This window comes from Candidatus Pantoea gossypiicola (assembly GCF_008632075.1).
In the GTDB taxonomy this organism is placed as follows: domain Bacteria; phylum Pseudomonadota; class Gammaproteobacteria; order Enterobacterales; family Enterobacteriaceae; genus Pantoea; species Pantoea gossypiicola.
The window spans coordinates 438383-454923 of sequence record NZ_VWVM01000002.1 but is presented as its reverse complement, the minus strand read 5'-3'; the positions used below and the strand labels follow the sequence as shown (position 1 = coordinate 454923).

General features: G+C 55.2%; 11 protein-coding genes. 7 read left to right on the top strand and 4 right to left on the bottom strand.

Translation table 11 applies throughout. The annotated features are described in order from the left end of the window. Positions 1–101: 101 nt before the first annotated feature. From cmoM to F3I20_RS04440, 7 genes are all read left to right on the top strand, one after another. The gene (cmoM, locus tag F3I20_RS04470) at positions 102–887 is read left to right on the top strand and encodes a tRNA uridine 5-oxyacetic acid(34) methyltransferase CmoM (RefSeq protein WP_150009893.1); all 786 of its coding nucleotides are present in this window, start codon (positions 102–104) and stop codon (positions 885–887) included. Then, complete coding sequence (gene mukF / locus F3I20_RS04465) at positions 884–2206, top strand: chromosome partition protein MukF (RefSeq protein ID WP_150009891.1); 1323 nt, start codon at positions 884–886, stop codon at positions 2204–2206. The genes cmoM and mukF overlap by 4 nt, the downstream gene beginning before the upstream one ends. Further along, entirely contained in the window at positions 2187–2909 is a 723-nt protein-coding gene (gene mukE, locus F3I20_RS04460; protein WP_147788446.1) for a chromosome partition protein MukE, read from the top strand. Before mukF ends, mukE begins: the two co-directional genes overlap by 20 nt. Further along, positions 2906–7393 (top strand): chromosome partition protein MukB, encoded by a 4488-nt coding sequence (mukB, locus tag F3I20_RS04455; protein ID WP_150037717.1) that lies wholly within the window; start codon positions 2906–2908, stop codon positions 7391–7393. The genes mukE and mukB overlap by 4 nt, the downstream gene beginning before the upstream one ends. A gap of 147 nt (positions 7394–7540) precedes the next feature. Next, positions 7541–9352, top strand: a complete 1812-nt coding sequence (gene ldtD / locus F3I20_RS04450; protein ID WP_150037718.1) for a L,D-transpeptidase — start codon at positions 7541–7543, stop codon at positions 9350–9352. Positions 9353–9537: 185 nt separating this feature from the next. Continuing rightward, positions 9538–10086 carry a peptidoglycan L,D-endopeptidase MepK gene (gene mepK, locus F3I20_RS04445; RefSeq protein ID WP_150037719.1) on the top strand — a complete coding sequence of 183 codons (549 nt, stop codon included), beginning with the start codon at positions 9538–9540 and terminating at the stop codon, positions 10084–10086. A gap of 39 nt (positions 10087–10125) precedes the next feature. Then, positions 10126–10755, top strand: coding sequence for an MBL fold metallo-hydrolase (locus F3I20_RS04440; protein ID WP_150037720.1), 630 nt, complete (start codon positions 10126–10128; stop codon positions 10753–10755). A gap of 65 nt (positions 10756–10820) precedes the next feature. Here F3I20_RS04440 and F3I20_RS04435 read toward each other — a convergent pair whose 3' ends face one another. From F3I20_RS04435 to pncB, 4 genes are all read right to left on the bottom strand, one after another. After that, positions 10821–12011 carry an amino acid aminotransferase gene (locus F3I20_RS04435; protein ID WP_150009881.1) on the bottom strand — a complete coding sequence of 397 codons (1191 nt, stop codon included), beginning with the start codon at positions 12009–12011 and terminating at the stop codon, positions 10821–10823. Positions 12012–12243: 232 nt separating this feature from the next. Then, positions 12244–13347 carry a porin OmpF gene (gene ompF / locus F3I20_RS04430; protein WP_304621843.1) on the bottom strand — a complete coding sequence of 368 codons (1104 nt, stop codon included), beginning with the start codon at positions 13345–13347 and terminating at the stop codon, positions 12244–12246. Positions 13348–13647: 300 nt separating this feature from the next. After that, a complete protein-coding gene (gene asnS, locus F3I20_RS04425) occupies positions 13648–15048 on the bottom strand; it encodes an asparagine--tRNA ligase (RefSeq protein ID WP_150037721.1) in 1401 nt (466 codons plus the stop codon). Between the two features lie 156 nt (positions 15049–15204). Continuing rightward, complete coding sequence (gene pncB / locus F3I20_RS04420) at positions 15205–16410, bottom strand: nicotinate phosphoribosyltransferase (protein WP_150009877.1); 1206 nt, start codon at positions 16408–16410, stop codon at positions 15205–15207. Between the last annotated feature and the right edge of the window lie 131 nt (positions 16411–16541).

Below are 16541 nucleotides of genomic sequence, written 5' to 3'. Positions count from 1 at the left end.
AATAGAGCACCCGGAAGGGAAGATGGGGATGAAAGGTTCATTCTTCTGATGCCTGTGACAAAATAGCACAAGTCTCACCGCAGCATACCGGAGCGCATGCCATGCAGGATCGTAACTTTGACGATCTCGCGGATAAATTTTCGCAAAATATTTACGGCACCACCAAAGGGAAGATACGCCAGGCCATCCTCCGGGATGAGCTGGAGAAGATAGTGCCCGGCCTGTCACCCCATCCGCTGTCGGTACTGGATGCTGGCGGCGGTGTCGGCCAGGTCTCCAGCGGGCTGGCTGCACAGGGCCATCAGGTTCTGCTGTGCGACCTCTCTGCTGAGATGCTGCGCCGGGCCGCCGAAAATGCGTTGGCACAGGGTGTGAGCCACAACATGCAATTCAGACAAATTAGCGCGCAGCAGGTGGGCGAACATTTGGATAAGCCGGTGGATCTGGTATTGTTCCACGCTGTGCTTGAGTGGGTCGCTGAACCGGAGAAGGTGCTCAAAGCGCTGTTCGATCTGCTGCGTCCGGGGGGCGTCATGTCGCTGATGTTTTACAATCTGCACGGCCTGACATTGCGCACCCTAACGCTGGGTAACTTCGGCTATCTGCGCACCAACCTGACTAAACGCAAAAAACGAACCCTGTCGCCTGACTATCCGCGCGACCCCGAGCAGGTCTATCGCTGGCTGGAGGCGTGTGGCTTTGTGATTGAGCAGCGTGCCGGGATCCGGGTATTCAGTGACTACATGAAACCGCCGAAAGGCGAGCCAAAAAGCGACGACGAAATTATTGAGATGGAGCGGCGTTACTGCCGTCAGGAACCCTTTTTAAGCTTAGGGCGCTACATCCATGTGACCGCGCGTAAACCGGGGCAGAAGGACGAATTATGAGTGAATTTTCCCAGACGGTACCTGAACTGGTATCCTGGGCGCGCAAAAATGATTTTTCCCTTGCGCTGCCAGTGGAACGTCTGGCCTTTTTGCTGGCTATCGCCACCCTTAACGGTGAGCGGATGGATGGCGAAATGAGCGAAGGCGATCTGATTGACGCTTTCCGTCATGTCAGTAAAGCTTTTGAACAAACCCATGAAACCGTGTTGGTTCGTGCCAACAACGCCATCAACGACATGGTGCGTCAGCGCCTGCTCAACCGCTTTACCAGTGAACTCACCGAAGGCAATGCTATCTATCGGCTGACGCCGCTGGCGATCGGCATCACCGACTACTACATCCGTCAGCGTGAGTTTTCAACGCTGCGCCTGTCGATGCAGCTGTCGATTGTGGCCAGCGAGCTCAAGCGGGCAGCTGATGCCGCGCAGGAAAATGGCGATGAGTTTCACTGGCATCGCAATGTTTTCGCGCCGCTGAAATATTCGGTGGCGGAGATCTTCGACAGCATCGATATGACCCAGCGTCTGATGGATGAACAGCAGCAGGCGGTGAAAAACGATATCGCTGAACTGCTGAATAAAGACTGGCGTGCGGCGATCTCCAGCTGTGAAATGCTGCTCTCTGAAACCTCCGGGACGCTACGTGAACTGCAGGATACGCTGGAAGCGGCGGGCGACAAGCTTCAGGAAAACCTGCTGCGCATTCAGGATGCCACGCTGGACAGCCCGGACCTGGGCTTCGTCGATAAGCTGGTATTTGATCTGCAAAGCAAACTCGACCGTATTACCAGCTGGGGCCAGCAGGCGATTGACTTGTGGATCGGCTATGACCGGCACGTCCATAAATTTATTCGTACCGCCATCGACATGGATAAAAATCGCGTCTTTGCTCAGCGCCTGCGGGTATCGGTACAGAACTACTTCGACGCGCCCTGGGCGCTGACCTACGCCAATGCCGACCGCCTGTATGACATGCGCGATGAGGCACTGACGCTGCGGAATGACGAAGTGATGGGCGAACTGCCGCCAGAGATGGAATACGAAGAGATTAACGAAATTCGCGAACAGCTGGCAGCGATGATTGAAGAAGCGCTGCAGATCTACAAATCGCAACAAAAACCGCTCAACCTCGCGTCAGTGATGCGTGACTACCTGGCCCAGTATCCACGCGCCCGCCATTTCGACCTGGCGCGCATTGTGGTGGACCAGGCGGTACGCCTTGGCGTAGCGGAAGCTGATTTAGCCGGTTTGCCTGTGGAATGGCAAGCCATCAATGATTACGGAGCCAAGGTGCAGGCACATGTCATCGACAAATATTGAACAAGTGATGCCGGTTAAGCTGGCACAGGCACTGGCCAACCCGATTTTTCCCGCGCTGGACAGCCAGTTACGCGCCGGACGCCATATCGGAATTGAAGAGCTGGATAACCACGCTTTTCTGATGGACTACCAGTCATTTCTCGAAGAGTTTTACACCCGCTATAACGTTGAGTTAATTCGTGCGCCGGAAGGCTTTTTCTATCTGCGTCCGCGTTCAACCACACTGATTCCGCGTTCTGTGCTCTCTGAGCTGGACATGATGGTCGGGAAGATTCTCTGCTACCTCTATCTCAGCCCGGAACGCCTGGCGAATGAGGGGATCTTCACCCAGCAGGAGCTGTATGACGAACTGCTCTCGCTGGCCGACGAGAACCGTCTGTTGAAGCTGGTTAACCAGCGTTCGACCGGTTCGGATCTGGATCGCACGAAGCTGCAGGAGAAAGTGCGCGCCTCTCTGAGCCGCCTGCGCCGTCTTGGGATGGTGTGGTTCTTCGGTAACGACAGCAGCAAATTCCGTATTACGGAATCGGTGTTCCGCTTTGGTGCAGACGTGCGCGGCGGTGATGATGCCCGTGAAGCGCAGCTGCGCCTGATTCGTGATGGCGAAGCCATGCTACTGGAAAATGCGACTGCACCGATCGACACCGATGAAAGTGAAGGGCAGGAAGGCGACAGTGAGAACGCAGAGGAAGAACAGGCATGATTGAGCGCGGAAAGTTTCGTTCGCTTACGCTGATCAACTGGAACGGTTTTTTTGCCCGTACCTTTGATCTTGATGAATTAGTGACCACGCTGTCAGGCGGTAACGGTGCGGGTAAATCCACCACCATGGCGGCATTTGTCACCGCACTGATCCCCGATTTAACCCTGCTGCACTTCCGTAACACCACCGAAGCGGGCGCGACGTCGGGATCCCGTGATAAGGGTCTTCACGGTAAATTGCGGGCCGGCGTCTGCTACTCAATGCTGGACGTAGTGAACTCACGCCATCAGCGTGTGGTGGTCGGTGTGCGTCTGCAACAGGTTGCCGGACGCGATAAAAAGGTCGACATCAAGCCATTCAGTATCCACGGTTTGCCAACCGACACCAACCCGACCGACATGCTGACGGAAGTGCTTAACAGCCGTCAGGCACGCGTCTTACCGCTGAATGAGGTAAAAGAGCGGGTTGAGGCACAGGAAGGCGTGCAGTTCCGCGCTTATAACTCGGTGACGGATTATCACGCCATGCTGTTTGATCTGGGCGTGGTGCCGCGTCGTCTGCGCTCTGCCAGCGATCGCAGCAAGTTCTATCGTCTGATCGAAGCCTCGCTCTATGGCGGTATCTCCAGCGCCATCACCCGATCGCTGCGTGATTACCTGCTGCCTGAAAACAGCGGCGTGCGTAAAGCGTTCCAGGATATGGAAGCTGCGCTACGCGAAAACCGTATGACGCTGGAGGCGATCCGCGTTACCCAGTCCGACCGCGACCTCTTCAAGCATCTCATCTCCGAGGCGACCAGCTACGTGTCGGCTGACTACATGCGTCACGCCAACGAGCGCCGTGGACATCTCGACAGCGCATTACAGCTACGCGGTGAGCTGTTCAGCAGCCGTAAGCAACTCGCCACCGAGCAATATCGTCACGTGGAGATGGCGCGCGAGCTGGCGGAGCATAGTGGCGCAGAGAACGATCTCGAAGTCGATTATCAGGCTGCCAGCGATCACCTGAATCTGGTGCAGACGGCGATGCGGCAGCAGGAGAAGATTGAGCGCTACGATGCGGATATCGAAGATCTGACGCTGCGTCTGGAAGAGCAGACCGAAGTGGTTGCCGAAGCGCGCGAAATTCAGGAAGAGAATGAAGCGCGTGCCGAAGCGGCTGAGCTGGAAGTCGATGAGCTGAAAAGCCAGCTGGCCGATTTCCAGCAGGCACTCGACGTGCAGCAAACGCGCGCCATCCAGTATCAGCAGGCCTTGCAGGCGCTGGAACGCGCCCGCACGCTGTGCCAGCTGCCCGATCTGACCATCGATAACGCTGCAGAATGGCAGGAGAGCTTCCAGGCTAAAGAGGAAGAGGCGACAGAACGCCTGCTGCGCCTGGAGCAGAAGCTGAGCGTGGCCGAAGCCGCGCACAGTCAGTTTGAACAGGCGCTGGCGCTGGTGACCAGCATTGCCGGTGACGTGACCCGTCAGGATGCCTGGCAGACCGGCCGCGAACTGCTGCGTGATGCCAGCAATCAGCGTCATCACGCCGAACAGCTCTCGTCGCTGCGTCTGCGTCTCAATGAGCTGGAACAGCGCCTGCGCGAGCAGCATGAGGCGGAGCGGCTTCTGGCCGAGTTCTGCAAGCGTCAGGGGCAGCATTACGAAGCCGATGCGCTGGCTGGCCTGCAGCAGGAGCTTGAAGCGCAGATCGAACAGCTCAACAGCAGCGTCTCGGATGCCGGTGAGCAGCGCATGATGATGCGTCAGGAGCTGGAACAGCTGCGCGAACGCATCACCAGCCTGACCGCCCGTGCGCCACACTGGCTGGCGGCGCAGGAGATCCTGACCCAGCTCAGCGAACAGACCGGCCAGGCACTAAACAGCAGCCAGGACGTCACCGAATTTATGCAGCAACTGCTGGAGCGCGAGCGTGAAACCACCGTCGAGCGCGACGAAGTGGCGGCACGCAAACGTGATATCGAGCAGCAGATTGAGCGGCTCAGTCAGCCGGGCGGAGCGGAAGATGCGCGTCTGACCCAACTCGCCGAACGCTTTGGCGGCGTATTACTCTCTGAGATTTATGATGATGTGACCCTGGATGATGCGCCGTACTTCTCGGCACTCTATGGTCCGTCACGTCATGCGATCGTGGTGCCAGATCTCTCCCGCGTGCGTGAGATGCTGGATGGTCTGGAGGAGTGCCCGGAAGATCTCTATCTAATCGAGGGTGATCCGCAGTCATTCGATGACAGTGTCTTCAGCGTTGATGAGTTGCAGAATGCCGTCGTGGTGAAAGTGGCAGAGCGTCAGTGGCGCTACTCCCGCTTCCCGAAAATCCCGCTGTTTGGTCGCGCAGCGCGCGAAAATCAGCTGGAGCTGCTGCACCTTGAGCGCGACAAACTGGCTGAGCGTTACGCTACGTTGTCGTTCGATGTGCAGAAAACGCAGCGTCTGCATCAGTCATTCAGCCGCTTTATCGGCACACATCTGGCCGTTGCCTTTGATGCCGACCCGGAAGCGCAGATCCGTCAGCTGGGCGCGCGTCGGGGTGAACTGGAACGGGCGCTGAATCAGCATGAGAGCAATAATCAGCAGCAGCGGCAGCAGTATGAGCTGGCGAAAGAGGGCGTGTCGCAGTTAAACCGACTGCTGCCACGCGTCAACCTGCTGCTGGACGATACGCTGGGCGATCGCTGCGAAGAGATCCGTGAGCAGGTCGATGCGGCACAGGACGCGGCGCGCTTCCTGCATCAGCATGGCGCGAAGCTGGCGAAACTGGAACCGATCCTCGCCGTATTGCAGAGCGATCCGGAACAGCACGAGCAACTACAGGCGGATTATCAGCAGGCGCAGCAGCAGCAGCGTAACGCGCGTCAGCAGGCCTTTGCGCTCACAGAAGTGGTGCAGCGTCGCGCTCACTTCAGCTATGACGACTCTGCCAGCATGCTCAACGGCAACAACGACCTCAGCGATAAGCTGCGTCAGCGTCTTGAGCAGGCTGAGGGTGAACGCAGCCGCAGCCGCGATCGCCTGCGTGAACATCAAACACAGCTGACGCAATACTCGCAGGTGCTGGCTTCGCTGAAAAGCGCTTATGACGCCAGGCGCGACATGCTGAAAGAGTTGCAGCAGGAGATGCAGGACATTGGCGTCCAGGCTGACAGCAGCGCAGAGGAACGCGCGCGCGTTCGTCGTGACGAGCTTTACACTGCATTGAGCCACAACCGCGCCCGCCGCAATCAGCTGGAGAAACAGCTCACCTTCTGTGAAGCGGAGATGGATAACCTGCAGAAGCGCCTGCGTCAGCTGGAGCGTCAGTATCATCAGGTGCGTGAACAGGTGGTCAGCGCGAAAGCGGGCTGGTGTACCGTACTGCGTCTGGTTAAAGAGAATGGCGTTGAGCGCCGTCTGCATCGTCGTGAACTGGCTTATCTGAGCGGCGATGAGCTGCGTTCGATGTCGGATAAGGCGCTGGGTGCATTGCGTCTGGCGGTGGCGGATAACGAACATCTGCGCGACGTACTGCGGCTGTCGGAAGATCCAAAACGTCCTGAACGTAAGATTCAGTTCTTTATTGCGGTCTATCAGCATCTGCGTGAGCGTATTCGTCAGGATATTATTCGTACTGACGATCCGGTCGAAGCGATTGAGCAGATGGAAATCGAACTGAACCGTCTGACCGAAGAGCTGACCGCGCGTGAGCAGATGCTGGCGATCAGTTCACGCAGTGCGGCAAACATCATCCGCAAAACGATCCAGCGTGAACAGAACCGCATCCGCCAGCTCAACCAGGGGCTGCAGACCGTCAGCTTTGGTCAGGTCCGCAGCGTGCGGCTCAACGTGAACGTGCGTGAAACCCACGCTATGCTGCTGGATACGCTGTCAGAAGAGCATGAGCAGCATCAGGATCTGTTCAACAGCAACCGCCTGACCTTCTCTGAGGCGCTGGCGAAACTTTATCAGCGTCTTAATCCGCATATCGACATGGGTCAGCGGACGCCGCAGACCATTGGTGAGGAGCTGCTCGACTACCGCAACTATCTGGAAATGGAAGTTGAAGTTAACCGGGGTTCCGATGGCTGGCTGCGTGCAGAAAGCGGTGCGCTCTCAACGGGCGAGGCGATCGGTACCGGTATGTCGATTCTGGTGATGGTGGTGCAGAGCTGGGAAGAGGAGTCACGTCGTCTGCGCGGCAAAGATATTTCACCCTGCCGACTGCTGTTCCTGGATGAAGCGGCCCGTCTGGATGCCCGCTCCATCGCCACACTGTTTGAACTCTGTGAGCGACTGGAGATGCAGCTGGTGATTGCCGCGCCGGAGAACATCAGCCCGGAGAAAGGCACGACCTACAAACTGGTACGTAAAGTGTTTAATAACACCGAGCATGTGCATGTGGTCGGGCTGCGTGGTTTTGCGGCCGATCCTTCACCGGTGCGTGCGGTAAGCGAAGCCGATGCGCTACCCGATCTGACTGCTGAAAAATCGCAGGCCGAAACGTAGTCAAAAACTGAACCATTGGTTAATCTGATAACGGCATTTGTCCCATGAGGCAAATGCCGTTTTTGTTTGTATACTCACATTATGAGTCACGGCGCGGTCGCAGTGGATACAGGGAACATTGCGAAGTTGAAAGTTAAGGGGGCAGGGATGTTGCTGGTAAAAAAATTAAATCATCATCGCGTTTTATCATTGTTAGCGCTGGCGCTAACCGCTGTTCCATTTACGCTACCACAGGCCGCTGTCATCGCCGCGATGCCAGGGACAACGCAGGCGGCTATCTCCGTTTCTGAAAGTCAGCACCGCATCCGTCAGGCTTTTTCCAGTGCCGACCAGCCTTTTTATCTGGGACCGCTGGCAACGCTCTATGCGTCCCGCCACATGCAGCCGCTCTGGCAGGATGAGCAGGCGGTTCAGAAGTTTCAGCAGCAGCTGGCTGAGGTGGCTCTCTCTGGCGTCCAGCCGCAGTTCACGCGCTGGGTTGACTGTCTGACTAACCCGGCTATTACCGGCTTTGCCCGCGACGTCGCGCTCTCCGATGCCATGCTGGGCTACCTGCAGTTTGTCTCTAACGTGCCGACGCAGGGGGAAACCTGGCTCTACAGCAACGTTCCTTACAGGCTGACCCAGCCATCGGTAGCAGTGGTAAATCAGTGGCAAAACGCAGTTAATGCGGGTTCAGCTGACACGTTCATTGTCTCATTACAGCCGCAGCACCCACAGTATCAGCCCATGCACGCCGCGCTGAAAACGCTGCTCAGCGATAAACAGCCCTGGCCGCAACTAAAAAGCAGTGAAACCCTGCGTCCCGGTCAGGTCAGCGATGACGTTCCTGCTCTGCGTGAAATTCTGCAGCGCAGCGGTATGTTAACGGCGCAGGTTAACGTCCCCGCACCGGATGACGATGCAGTGCCTGTCGCGCCGTCGCCGGTGACGCACAGCGACCAGCCGGTCGCGGTGAGTCCTTCCGCCGCGCCAGTCACTAATCTGCTTACACCTTCGCCACAATCGCCGGGTAACGTTCAGAGTTCGACGCTGGAAGGGAATACCGCCAATATTTATGACGAGACGCTGGTGGCGGCGGTGAAACGTTTCCAGCAGTGGCAGGGACTGGATGGCGATGGTGCTATCGGTGCCAGAACGCGGCAGTGGCTTAACGTCTCTCCGCAGATGCGTGCTTCTTTGCTGGCGCTGAATATTCAGCGCCTGCGTCTGCTGCCGGACGATATGCACAATGGCATCATGGTGAACATCGCCAACTACTCGCTGATCTACTACAACAACGGCAACAAGATTCTCTCATCGCGCGTCATCGTCGGTCGTCCCGATCGTAAAACGCCACTCATGCGCAGTGCGTTGAATAATGTCGTGCTTAACCCACCGTGGAATGTGCCGACAACGCTGGTGCGTAAAGACATTATTCCGAAAGTGAAGCAGGATCCAACCTATCTCTACAAGCATGGGTATACCCTGCTGTCAGGCTGGAGTGCAGACGCTGAAGTGATTGATCCCAGCATGATCGACTGGCGCATGGTCACCGCCTCATCGTTCCCTTACCGGTTGATTCAGGCTCCGGGCGTGGCGAATGCGCTGGGACGGTATAAATTTAATATGCCGAGTTCAGATGCAATCTACCTGCATGACACGCCAAACCATAACCTGTTCCAGCGTGATATCCGTGCACTCAGTTCAGGCTGTGTGCGGGTGAACAAAGCATCTGAACTGGCAGGGTTATTGTTGCAGGATGCGGGCTGGAACGACGCCCGAATTTCCAGCACGCTGAAAGAGGGTGACACCCGCTATGTGCCGATTCGCCACCGCATTCCGGTCAATCTCTATTATCTGACGGCGTGGGTCGCTGATGATGGCAAACCGCAGTTCCGTACAGATATTTACAATTACGATGACACTGCCCGTTCGGGCACTCAGGCCCTGAGTCGGGCCGAGCAATTGCTGCTCTAGTAATTGATTTTAAATCGTTCCCCCGCAAATCCTCTTAACGAAAAATTTTATCAGATGGCGATCCTTCAGGGGATCGCCTCGCAAACTCATAGCAGATGGGTTGACGCTTCTCCGGGAGAAAGTTATGGTTCGGCCTGTGCGCTTTTTGCACATTTCTATGGCTTCACTCTCAGGTAAACCGTTACATGTCTACTATTGATTCTTTTCGTCGCAAACTACTGCTGTGCGGTAGTGCCGCCGCCGGACTGGCATTATTGCCCGCTTCTGCAAGGGCCTCGCTCTCTACGTCTCGCCCGCGTGTATTGATGCTTAATAATCTTCATACCGGTGAAACCCTTAAAACTGAGTTTTTTAATGGTAAGAGTTACGATAAGGATGAGCTGTCACGATTAAATCATTTTTTCCGTGACTATCGCGCCAACAAAGTGAAAAGCATCGATCCACATCTGTTTGACCAGATTTTCCGCCTGCAGGCGCTGCTGGGTATGCGTAAACCGATTCAGCTGATTTCCGGCTATCGTTCACTGGCAACCAACAACATGTTACGTGAGAGTGGTCCGGGAGTCGCGAAACATAGCTATCACACCAAAGGCCAGGCGATGGATTTTCATATTGAAGGGGTTTCGCTGGCGAATGTACGCAAAGCGGCGTTATCTCTGCGTGCGGGTGGTGTAGGATATTATCCCCGCAGTAACTTTGTACATATTGATACCGGTCCGATCAGGCACTGGTAGTGACACCGGCAACGCTGCGTGAGCCGGTCATGGAGCGTTATGAATTACCACATTATTCCTGTTACCGCTTTTGCCCAGAACTGCTCAGTGATCTGGTGCGATACGACTCGCGAAGCCGCACTGGTCGATCCAGGCGGCGATGCCGAACTGATCAAACAAACGCTGGAACAGCTAAAACTTAAACCCGCTCAGATTCTGCTGACACATGGACACCTTGATCATGTCGGGGCCGCTGTTGAACTGGCAGCGTTTTATCATATTCCGATTGTCGGACCGCAAAAGCGCGATGCCTTCTGGCTTGAAGCGCTGCCGACTCAGAGCCGGATGTTCGGACTTGACGAATGCGCACCGTTTACTCCCGATCGCTGGCTGGAAGAGGGAGAGAGCGTGCAGGTCGGGCTGACCACACTGGACGTTCTGCACTGCCCGGGACATTCACCTGGCCATGTCGTGTTCTTTGACCGTCCGGGACGGTTACTGATTTCAGGCGATGTGATTTTTAATGGTGGTGTTGGGCGTACTGACTTCCCACAGGGCGATCATCAGCAACTCATCGATGCCATCCACACAAAATTACTGCCGCTGGGCGATGATGTGACTTTTGTTCCTGGCCACGGCCCGATTTCCACACTGGGGCATGAACGCATCAGTAATCCTTTCCTGCAGTAAACAATCTGTCATTTTATCTGAAATAAAAAAATGGGCCTGATGGCCCATTTTTTTCGTCGTCAGCGTTACAGCACGGCGACAATCGCTTCGCACAGCGCCGACATATTGTCTGGCGTCATGCCCGCCACATTCACGCGGCCTGAGTTAACGGCATAGACACCGAACTCTTCACGCAGGCGAATCACCTGGTCTTTGGTCAGGCCACTGAAGGAGAACATGCCGTTCTGTTTAATAATAAAGCTGAAGTCACGCTGCGCGCCTTTTTCCGCCAGGGTGTTCACAAACAGCTGACGCATGCGTTGAATGCGCTGACGCATATCTGACAGCTCCTGCTCCCAGATGGTACGCAGCGCGTCGTTACCGAGAATGGTGGCGACAACAGCAGCACCATGCGCCGGTGGGTTGGAGTAGTTGGCACGAATGGTGTATTTCACCTGGCTGAATGCGGTTTCTGCTACGCCGGCGTCGGCCGCTACCAGCGTGATGGCACCCACGCGCTCATTGTAGAGACCAAAATTCTTCGAGTATGAGCTGGCGACGATCAGCTCCTGATGTGACGCGGCAAAAATACGAAGGCCTTCTGCATCTTCATCCAGACCACGGGCAAAGCCCTGGTAGGCGAAATCGAACAACGGTAACCAGCCATTAGTCTGTGACAGCTGCGCCAGCTGCTGCCACTGCTCAGCCGTCGGGTCGATACCGGTCGGGTTATGGCAGCAGCCATGGAACAACACCACGTCGCCAGGCTGAACCTGCTGCAGTGACGCCAGCATCCCCTCGAAATCCAGCGTATGGTTTGCTGCGTCATAGTAATGGTATTCACAGACTTCAAGACCGGCAGCATTGAATACGTTGTTGTGATTCGGCCAGCTCGGATTGCTGATCCAGACCCGCTTTACAGAGGTCTGCGTCGCGAGGAAATCTGCTGCTACACGTAACGCACCTGTGCCACCTGGCGTCTGAGCCGTACGTGCGCGGCCTGCGGTGATCAGCGGGCTTTGATTGCCAAACAGCAGCGCCTGTGTGCAACGAGCGAAATCCGCCAGACCATCAATGCTGAGATAGTTTTTCGTGGTTTCGTTTTCCAGCAGGTACTGCTCAGCTTTTTTAACACTGGTCAGTACCGGGGTCTTGCCGGTTTCGTCTTTGTAGACGCCGATGCCCAGGTTGATTTTTTCAGGGCGGTCGTCAGCACGAAACAGATCGGCCAGCCCGAGAATAGGATCGGCGGGTGCAGCAGAGATCGATTCAAACATGTGTCAGGTCCATTAGCGTGAACGTAAGCAAGAGAGCTGTCAGGGTAGCGCCCGGCCAGGCAAATGCCAACCGTTTGCGAGACAAAATCCACTATTTTGCGGCTTTGATTTCACTATCAGGAGAAGCTGAGGTTAACGCTGAGCAAAAGGGCGGGGAGAAACGCGGACAAGTTAATAACAGGTATAAAAAAACGGGGCCACAGCCCCGTTTTTCAACATGCTTAAAGCAGAATTAGAACTGGTAAACCAGGCCAACACCAACCACGTCGTCTGTGTTCAGACCCAGACGGTTGTTGTCATCCAGCTGGTTGATCTGATAGTCCACATAGGTAGACATGTTTTTGTTGAAGTAATACGTCGCGCCAACGTCGATGTATTTAACCAGGTCCGCATCGCCCACGCCTTCAATATCCTTGCCTTTAGACTGCACATAGGCAACGGAAGGACGCAGACCGAAGTCGAACTGGTACTGTGCAACCAGCTCAATGTTCTGAGCCTTGTTAGCGAATGCAGTTGTGGTGGTGCCAGGAGCAATAGTCAGATCGAATGGCGTTGAGTTACGGGTTTCACCGTAGTAAGCGGCCAGATAAACATTGTTCGCGTCATATTTCAGACCGGTTGCCCAGTTTTCAGCGCGCTTGCCCTGACCAACAACAGTACCGTTAGCGGCTACACCGGCTGCCTGTGCATCAGTACGATCGCTGCTGCTATAAGCACCAACAACACCTACGCCGATTGGTGAAACGTAAGAGGTTGAGAGACCCCAGCCGTCGCCGTTAGCACGACGAATGTCACTACGTTCATTTTTGCCCTGATACTGAACTGCGAAGTCCCAGCCATCAACCAGACCGAAGAAGTTGGTATTGCGGTAGGTCAGCAGGCCGGTGCTACGACCGTTCATGAAGTTATCTGAGTATCCTGAGTCGCCACCGAACTCTGGCAGCATATCGGTCCAGCCGATTGCATCGTAAACCACACCGTAGTTACGACCGTAGTCGATTGAACCCGCATCGCCGAATTTCAGACCGGCAAAGCCCAGACGGGTTTTGTTGTTGTTCTGAGCGTCAGAACCTTCAGAGTTGTTAGCCTGAATGTTGTATTCCCACTGGCCGTAACCGGTCAGTTGGTCATTAATCTGAGTTTCACCTTTGAAGCCGAAGCGAACGTATGACTTGTCGCCATCGCTGCCATCGTTATCAGAGAAGTAGTGCAGGCCGACTGCTTTACCGTACAGGTCCAGTTTGTTGCCGTCTTTGTTATAGATTTCTGCAGCATTTGCTGCGCCGGCGGCTAACAGAGCAGGGATAACCACTGCAAGAATATTGCGCTTCATCATTATTCATTACCCTCATTGGAGTTATTTGTACACCTGCCACTGCCGTCAGGAAATCTTTACAGAACCCTGAGCGAAGTTTGGTGTCTTCCTGTGTCTGCACGCATCTTTCCATCCAACCCGCCGTAATTCTAGCGCTTAAATGCTACTAAACTCGTAATCTGGTTTCTAAAGGAAAATTTGTATTACAAAATGTAAAAAAGACGGAACTTTGTGAGAGAACTCAAAATTTACAAAAATAAAAAAAGGCCGGCAGTGCCGACCTCTTTATATATATGATTTTCTTATATTTAATGCCGAATATCAGAAACTCGCATTGCGAGGAGTGCGTGGGAAGGGGATAACGTCCCTGACATTCTGCACGCCAGTCACATAGGCGATTAAACGTTCAAAGCCCAGACCAAAGCCAGAATGCGGCACAGTACCGTAGCGACGCAGGTCACGATACCACCAGTAATCCTCTTTATTCAGCCCCATCTCTTCCAGACGCGCATCCAGCACATCCAGACGCTCTTCACGCTGTGAACCGCCAATGATCTCACCAATGCCCGGTGCCAGAACGTCCATCGCCGCCACGGTTTTGCCATCCTCGTTCAGGCGCATGTAGAACGCTTTGATGTCTTTCGGATAGTTTTTCACCACCACCGGCGCTTTAAAGTGTTTTTCCGCCAGGTAACGCTCATGCTCTGAGGAGAGATCGATACCCCAGGAAACCGGATTCTCGAAGGTCTGACCGCAGTTCATCAGGATCTCAACCGCATCGGTATAGTCGACCTGGGCAAAATCGGTGGTAATGAAACGCTGAAGACGTTCAACCGCGTCTTTATCCACGCGCTCAGCGAAGAACGCCATGTCATCGGCACGCTCTTCCAGCACCGCGTTGAAGACATACTTCAGCATTGCTTCGGCCAGTGCAGCCGCATCATCCAGTGAGGCAAACGCAATTTCCGGCTCCAGCATCCAGAATTCTGCCAGATGGCGGCTGGTATTGGAGTTCTCTGCGCGGAACGTCGGGCCGAAGGTGTAGATCTTCGACAGGGCGCTGGCATAGGTTTCGCCGTTCAGCTGACCGGAAACGGTCAGGAAGGCTTCTTTGCCAAAGAAATCTTCGCTGAAGTCAACTTTGCCCTGATCGTTACGCGGCAGGTTTTCCATATCCAGCGTCGAGACACGGAACATCTCGCCAGCTCCTTCGGTATCGGAGGCAGTGATCAGCGGGGTAGAAACCCAGAAATAGCCATTTTCATGGAAGAAGCGATGCAGCGCCTGCGCCAGAGTATGGCGAACGCGGGCGACCGCGCCAATCAGGTTAGTGCGCGGACGCAGGTGCGCCACTTCGCGCAGATACTCGATGCTGTGGCGTTTTGCCGCCATCGGGTAGCTGTCCGGATCTTCGACCCAGCCGACCACTTCCAGGCTGGTCGCCTGAATTTCAAACGCCTGGCCCTGACCTGGTGATGACACCACTTTACCGGTGACGATAACGGAACAGCCCGTGGTCAGACGCAGCACTTCATCCTGATAATTATTCAGAGAATTATTGACGACAGCCTGAACGGGATTAAAGCAGGAGCCGTCATAGACAGCGATGAAGGAAAGACCGGCTTTGGAATCTCTTCGGGTACGCACCCAACCACGTACGGTGACTTCACTGTCAACCGCGACGCGACCGTGCAGTACGTCCGCTACAGGCACTACGCTCATAAATATCTCTCTATATAGAAGAAGTGAGTTAAAAGTTGCCCCATCCGGGGTTTTGCTATGTTACTTGCGAGTCTTCAGGAAACAAGCAAAATTCAGGGGGAAAGCGGATTTATTACAGCAGAGGCGGGGCGTATTGACGCCCCGATAAGAAGAGGTTTAACTCGCTTTTTTCACCAGCGGTAGGTCGAAGGCTTTACGCAGCGCTCTGACAAAGGCTTTGTCCTGACAGATCGTTTTACCCGGGCTGTCGGAGAGTTTCGCCACCGGTTTGCCGTTGCACTGCACCAGTTTGATGACGATATTCAGTGGCGTGACGCCCGGGATATCGCAGGTCAGGCGGGTGCCGATACCGAAAACCACATTCGTCCGCTGGCCAAAGTGGCGATAAAGCGCCAGTGCTTTGTCGAGATTCAGGTTGTCAGAAAAGACCAGGTGTTTACTTTGCGGATCGATACCCAGCTTCTGATAGTGCGCCAGCGCTTTCTCGCCCCATTCAACCGGATCGCCGGAGTCGTGACGCAGTCCCTGATAGCGGCGGGCAAACACCGGACCGAAATCGCGCAGGAACGCATCCATGGCGATGCAGTCGGTCAGCGCGATACCCAGCTGATCGTCATACTCGTCCAGCCACGCCTGAAGCGCAGCACGCTGACTGTTGGCGAGAACCGGGCTGATCTGCTGGAAGGCCTGGAACCACTCATGCGCCTGAGTACCAACCGGCGTCAGAGACAGACGGCGCGCCAGATCATAGTTACTGGTGCCAATCAGCCACGGAAAATCCTGCTTCAGCGTGGAGACAATCGACTGCTGCACATCCTGCGAATAGCGGCGGCGGGTGCCGAAATCCATCAGGCGGAAGCGCGACATATCAAGATCAGCCACCTGCGTCTTAAAGTCGCCGAGTTTCTGATGCAGATGGTCGATCGCCTGCTGGGTGGTGACCTGCGGCGTGCGATGACGATGCACAATCTCGCTGATCAGCGCCAGCAGTGGCACCTCCCACAGTATCACTTCACGCCACGGTCCCTGGATTCGAAGTTCCAGTTTGCCGTGGTGATTGCGCACCTCAACCTGCTCCGGGTTATAGCGGAACTGGCGCAACCAGCTGAGGTAATCCTGTTGGAAAAAGGGAAGGCGGGATAACCAGGTCGCTTCATCATCAGTCAGCGCCAGGTGTTGCATAGCAGTAATCGCGTCACGAATTTCGTCAGCGTAGAGACCCAGCAGTTCGTCGCCGCGGCAGCGAAACTCCGCCGCCACCGTTACGTCATGATATCGGTGGAAAACGGCCTGCTGCATATGGAGCTTGTAGGCGTCCGTATCCAGCAGGGAGGTCAGTATCGGGGAAGCATGTCCTGTCATGGCGCGTTTCAGCATCCTGTTCGGTGGCGCAGTGCCCGGTGTTGTACACAGTCATAAAGACGCAAAAGTATAATTCACTATCTGAAGCCGATCACAGCATATTTCAGTCGGACGGGTCGAGGCCAATCTGT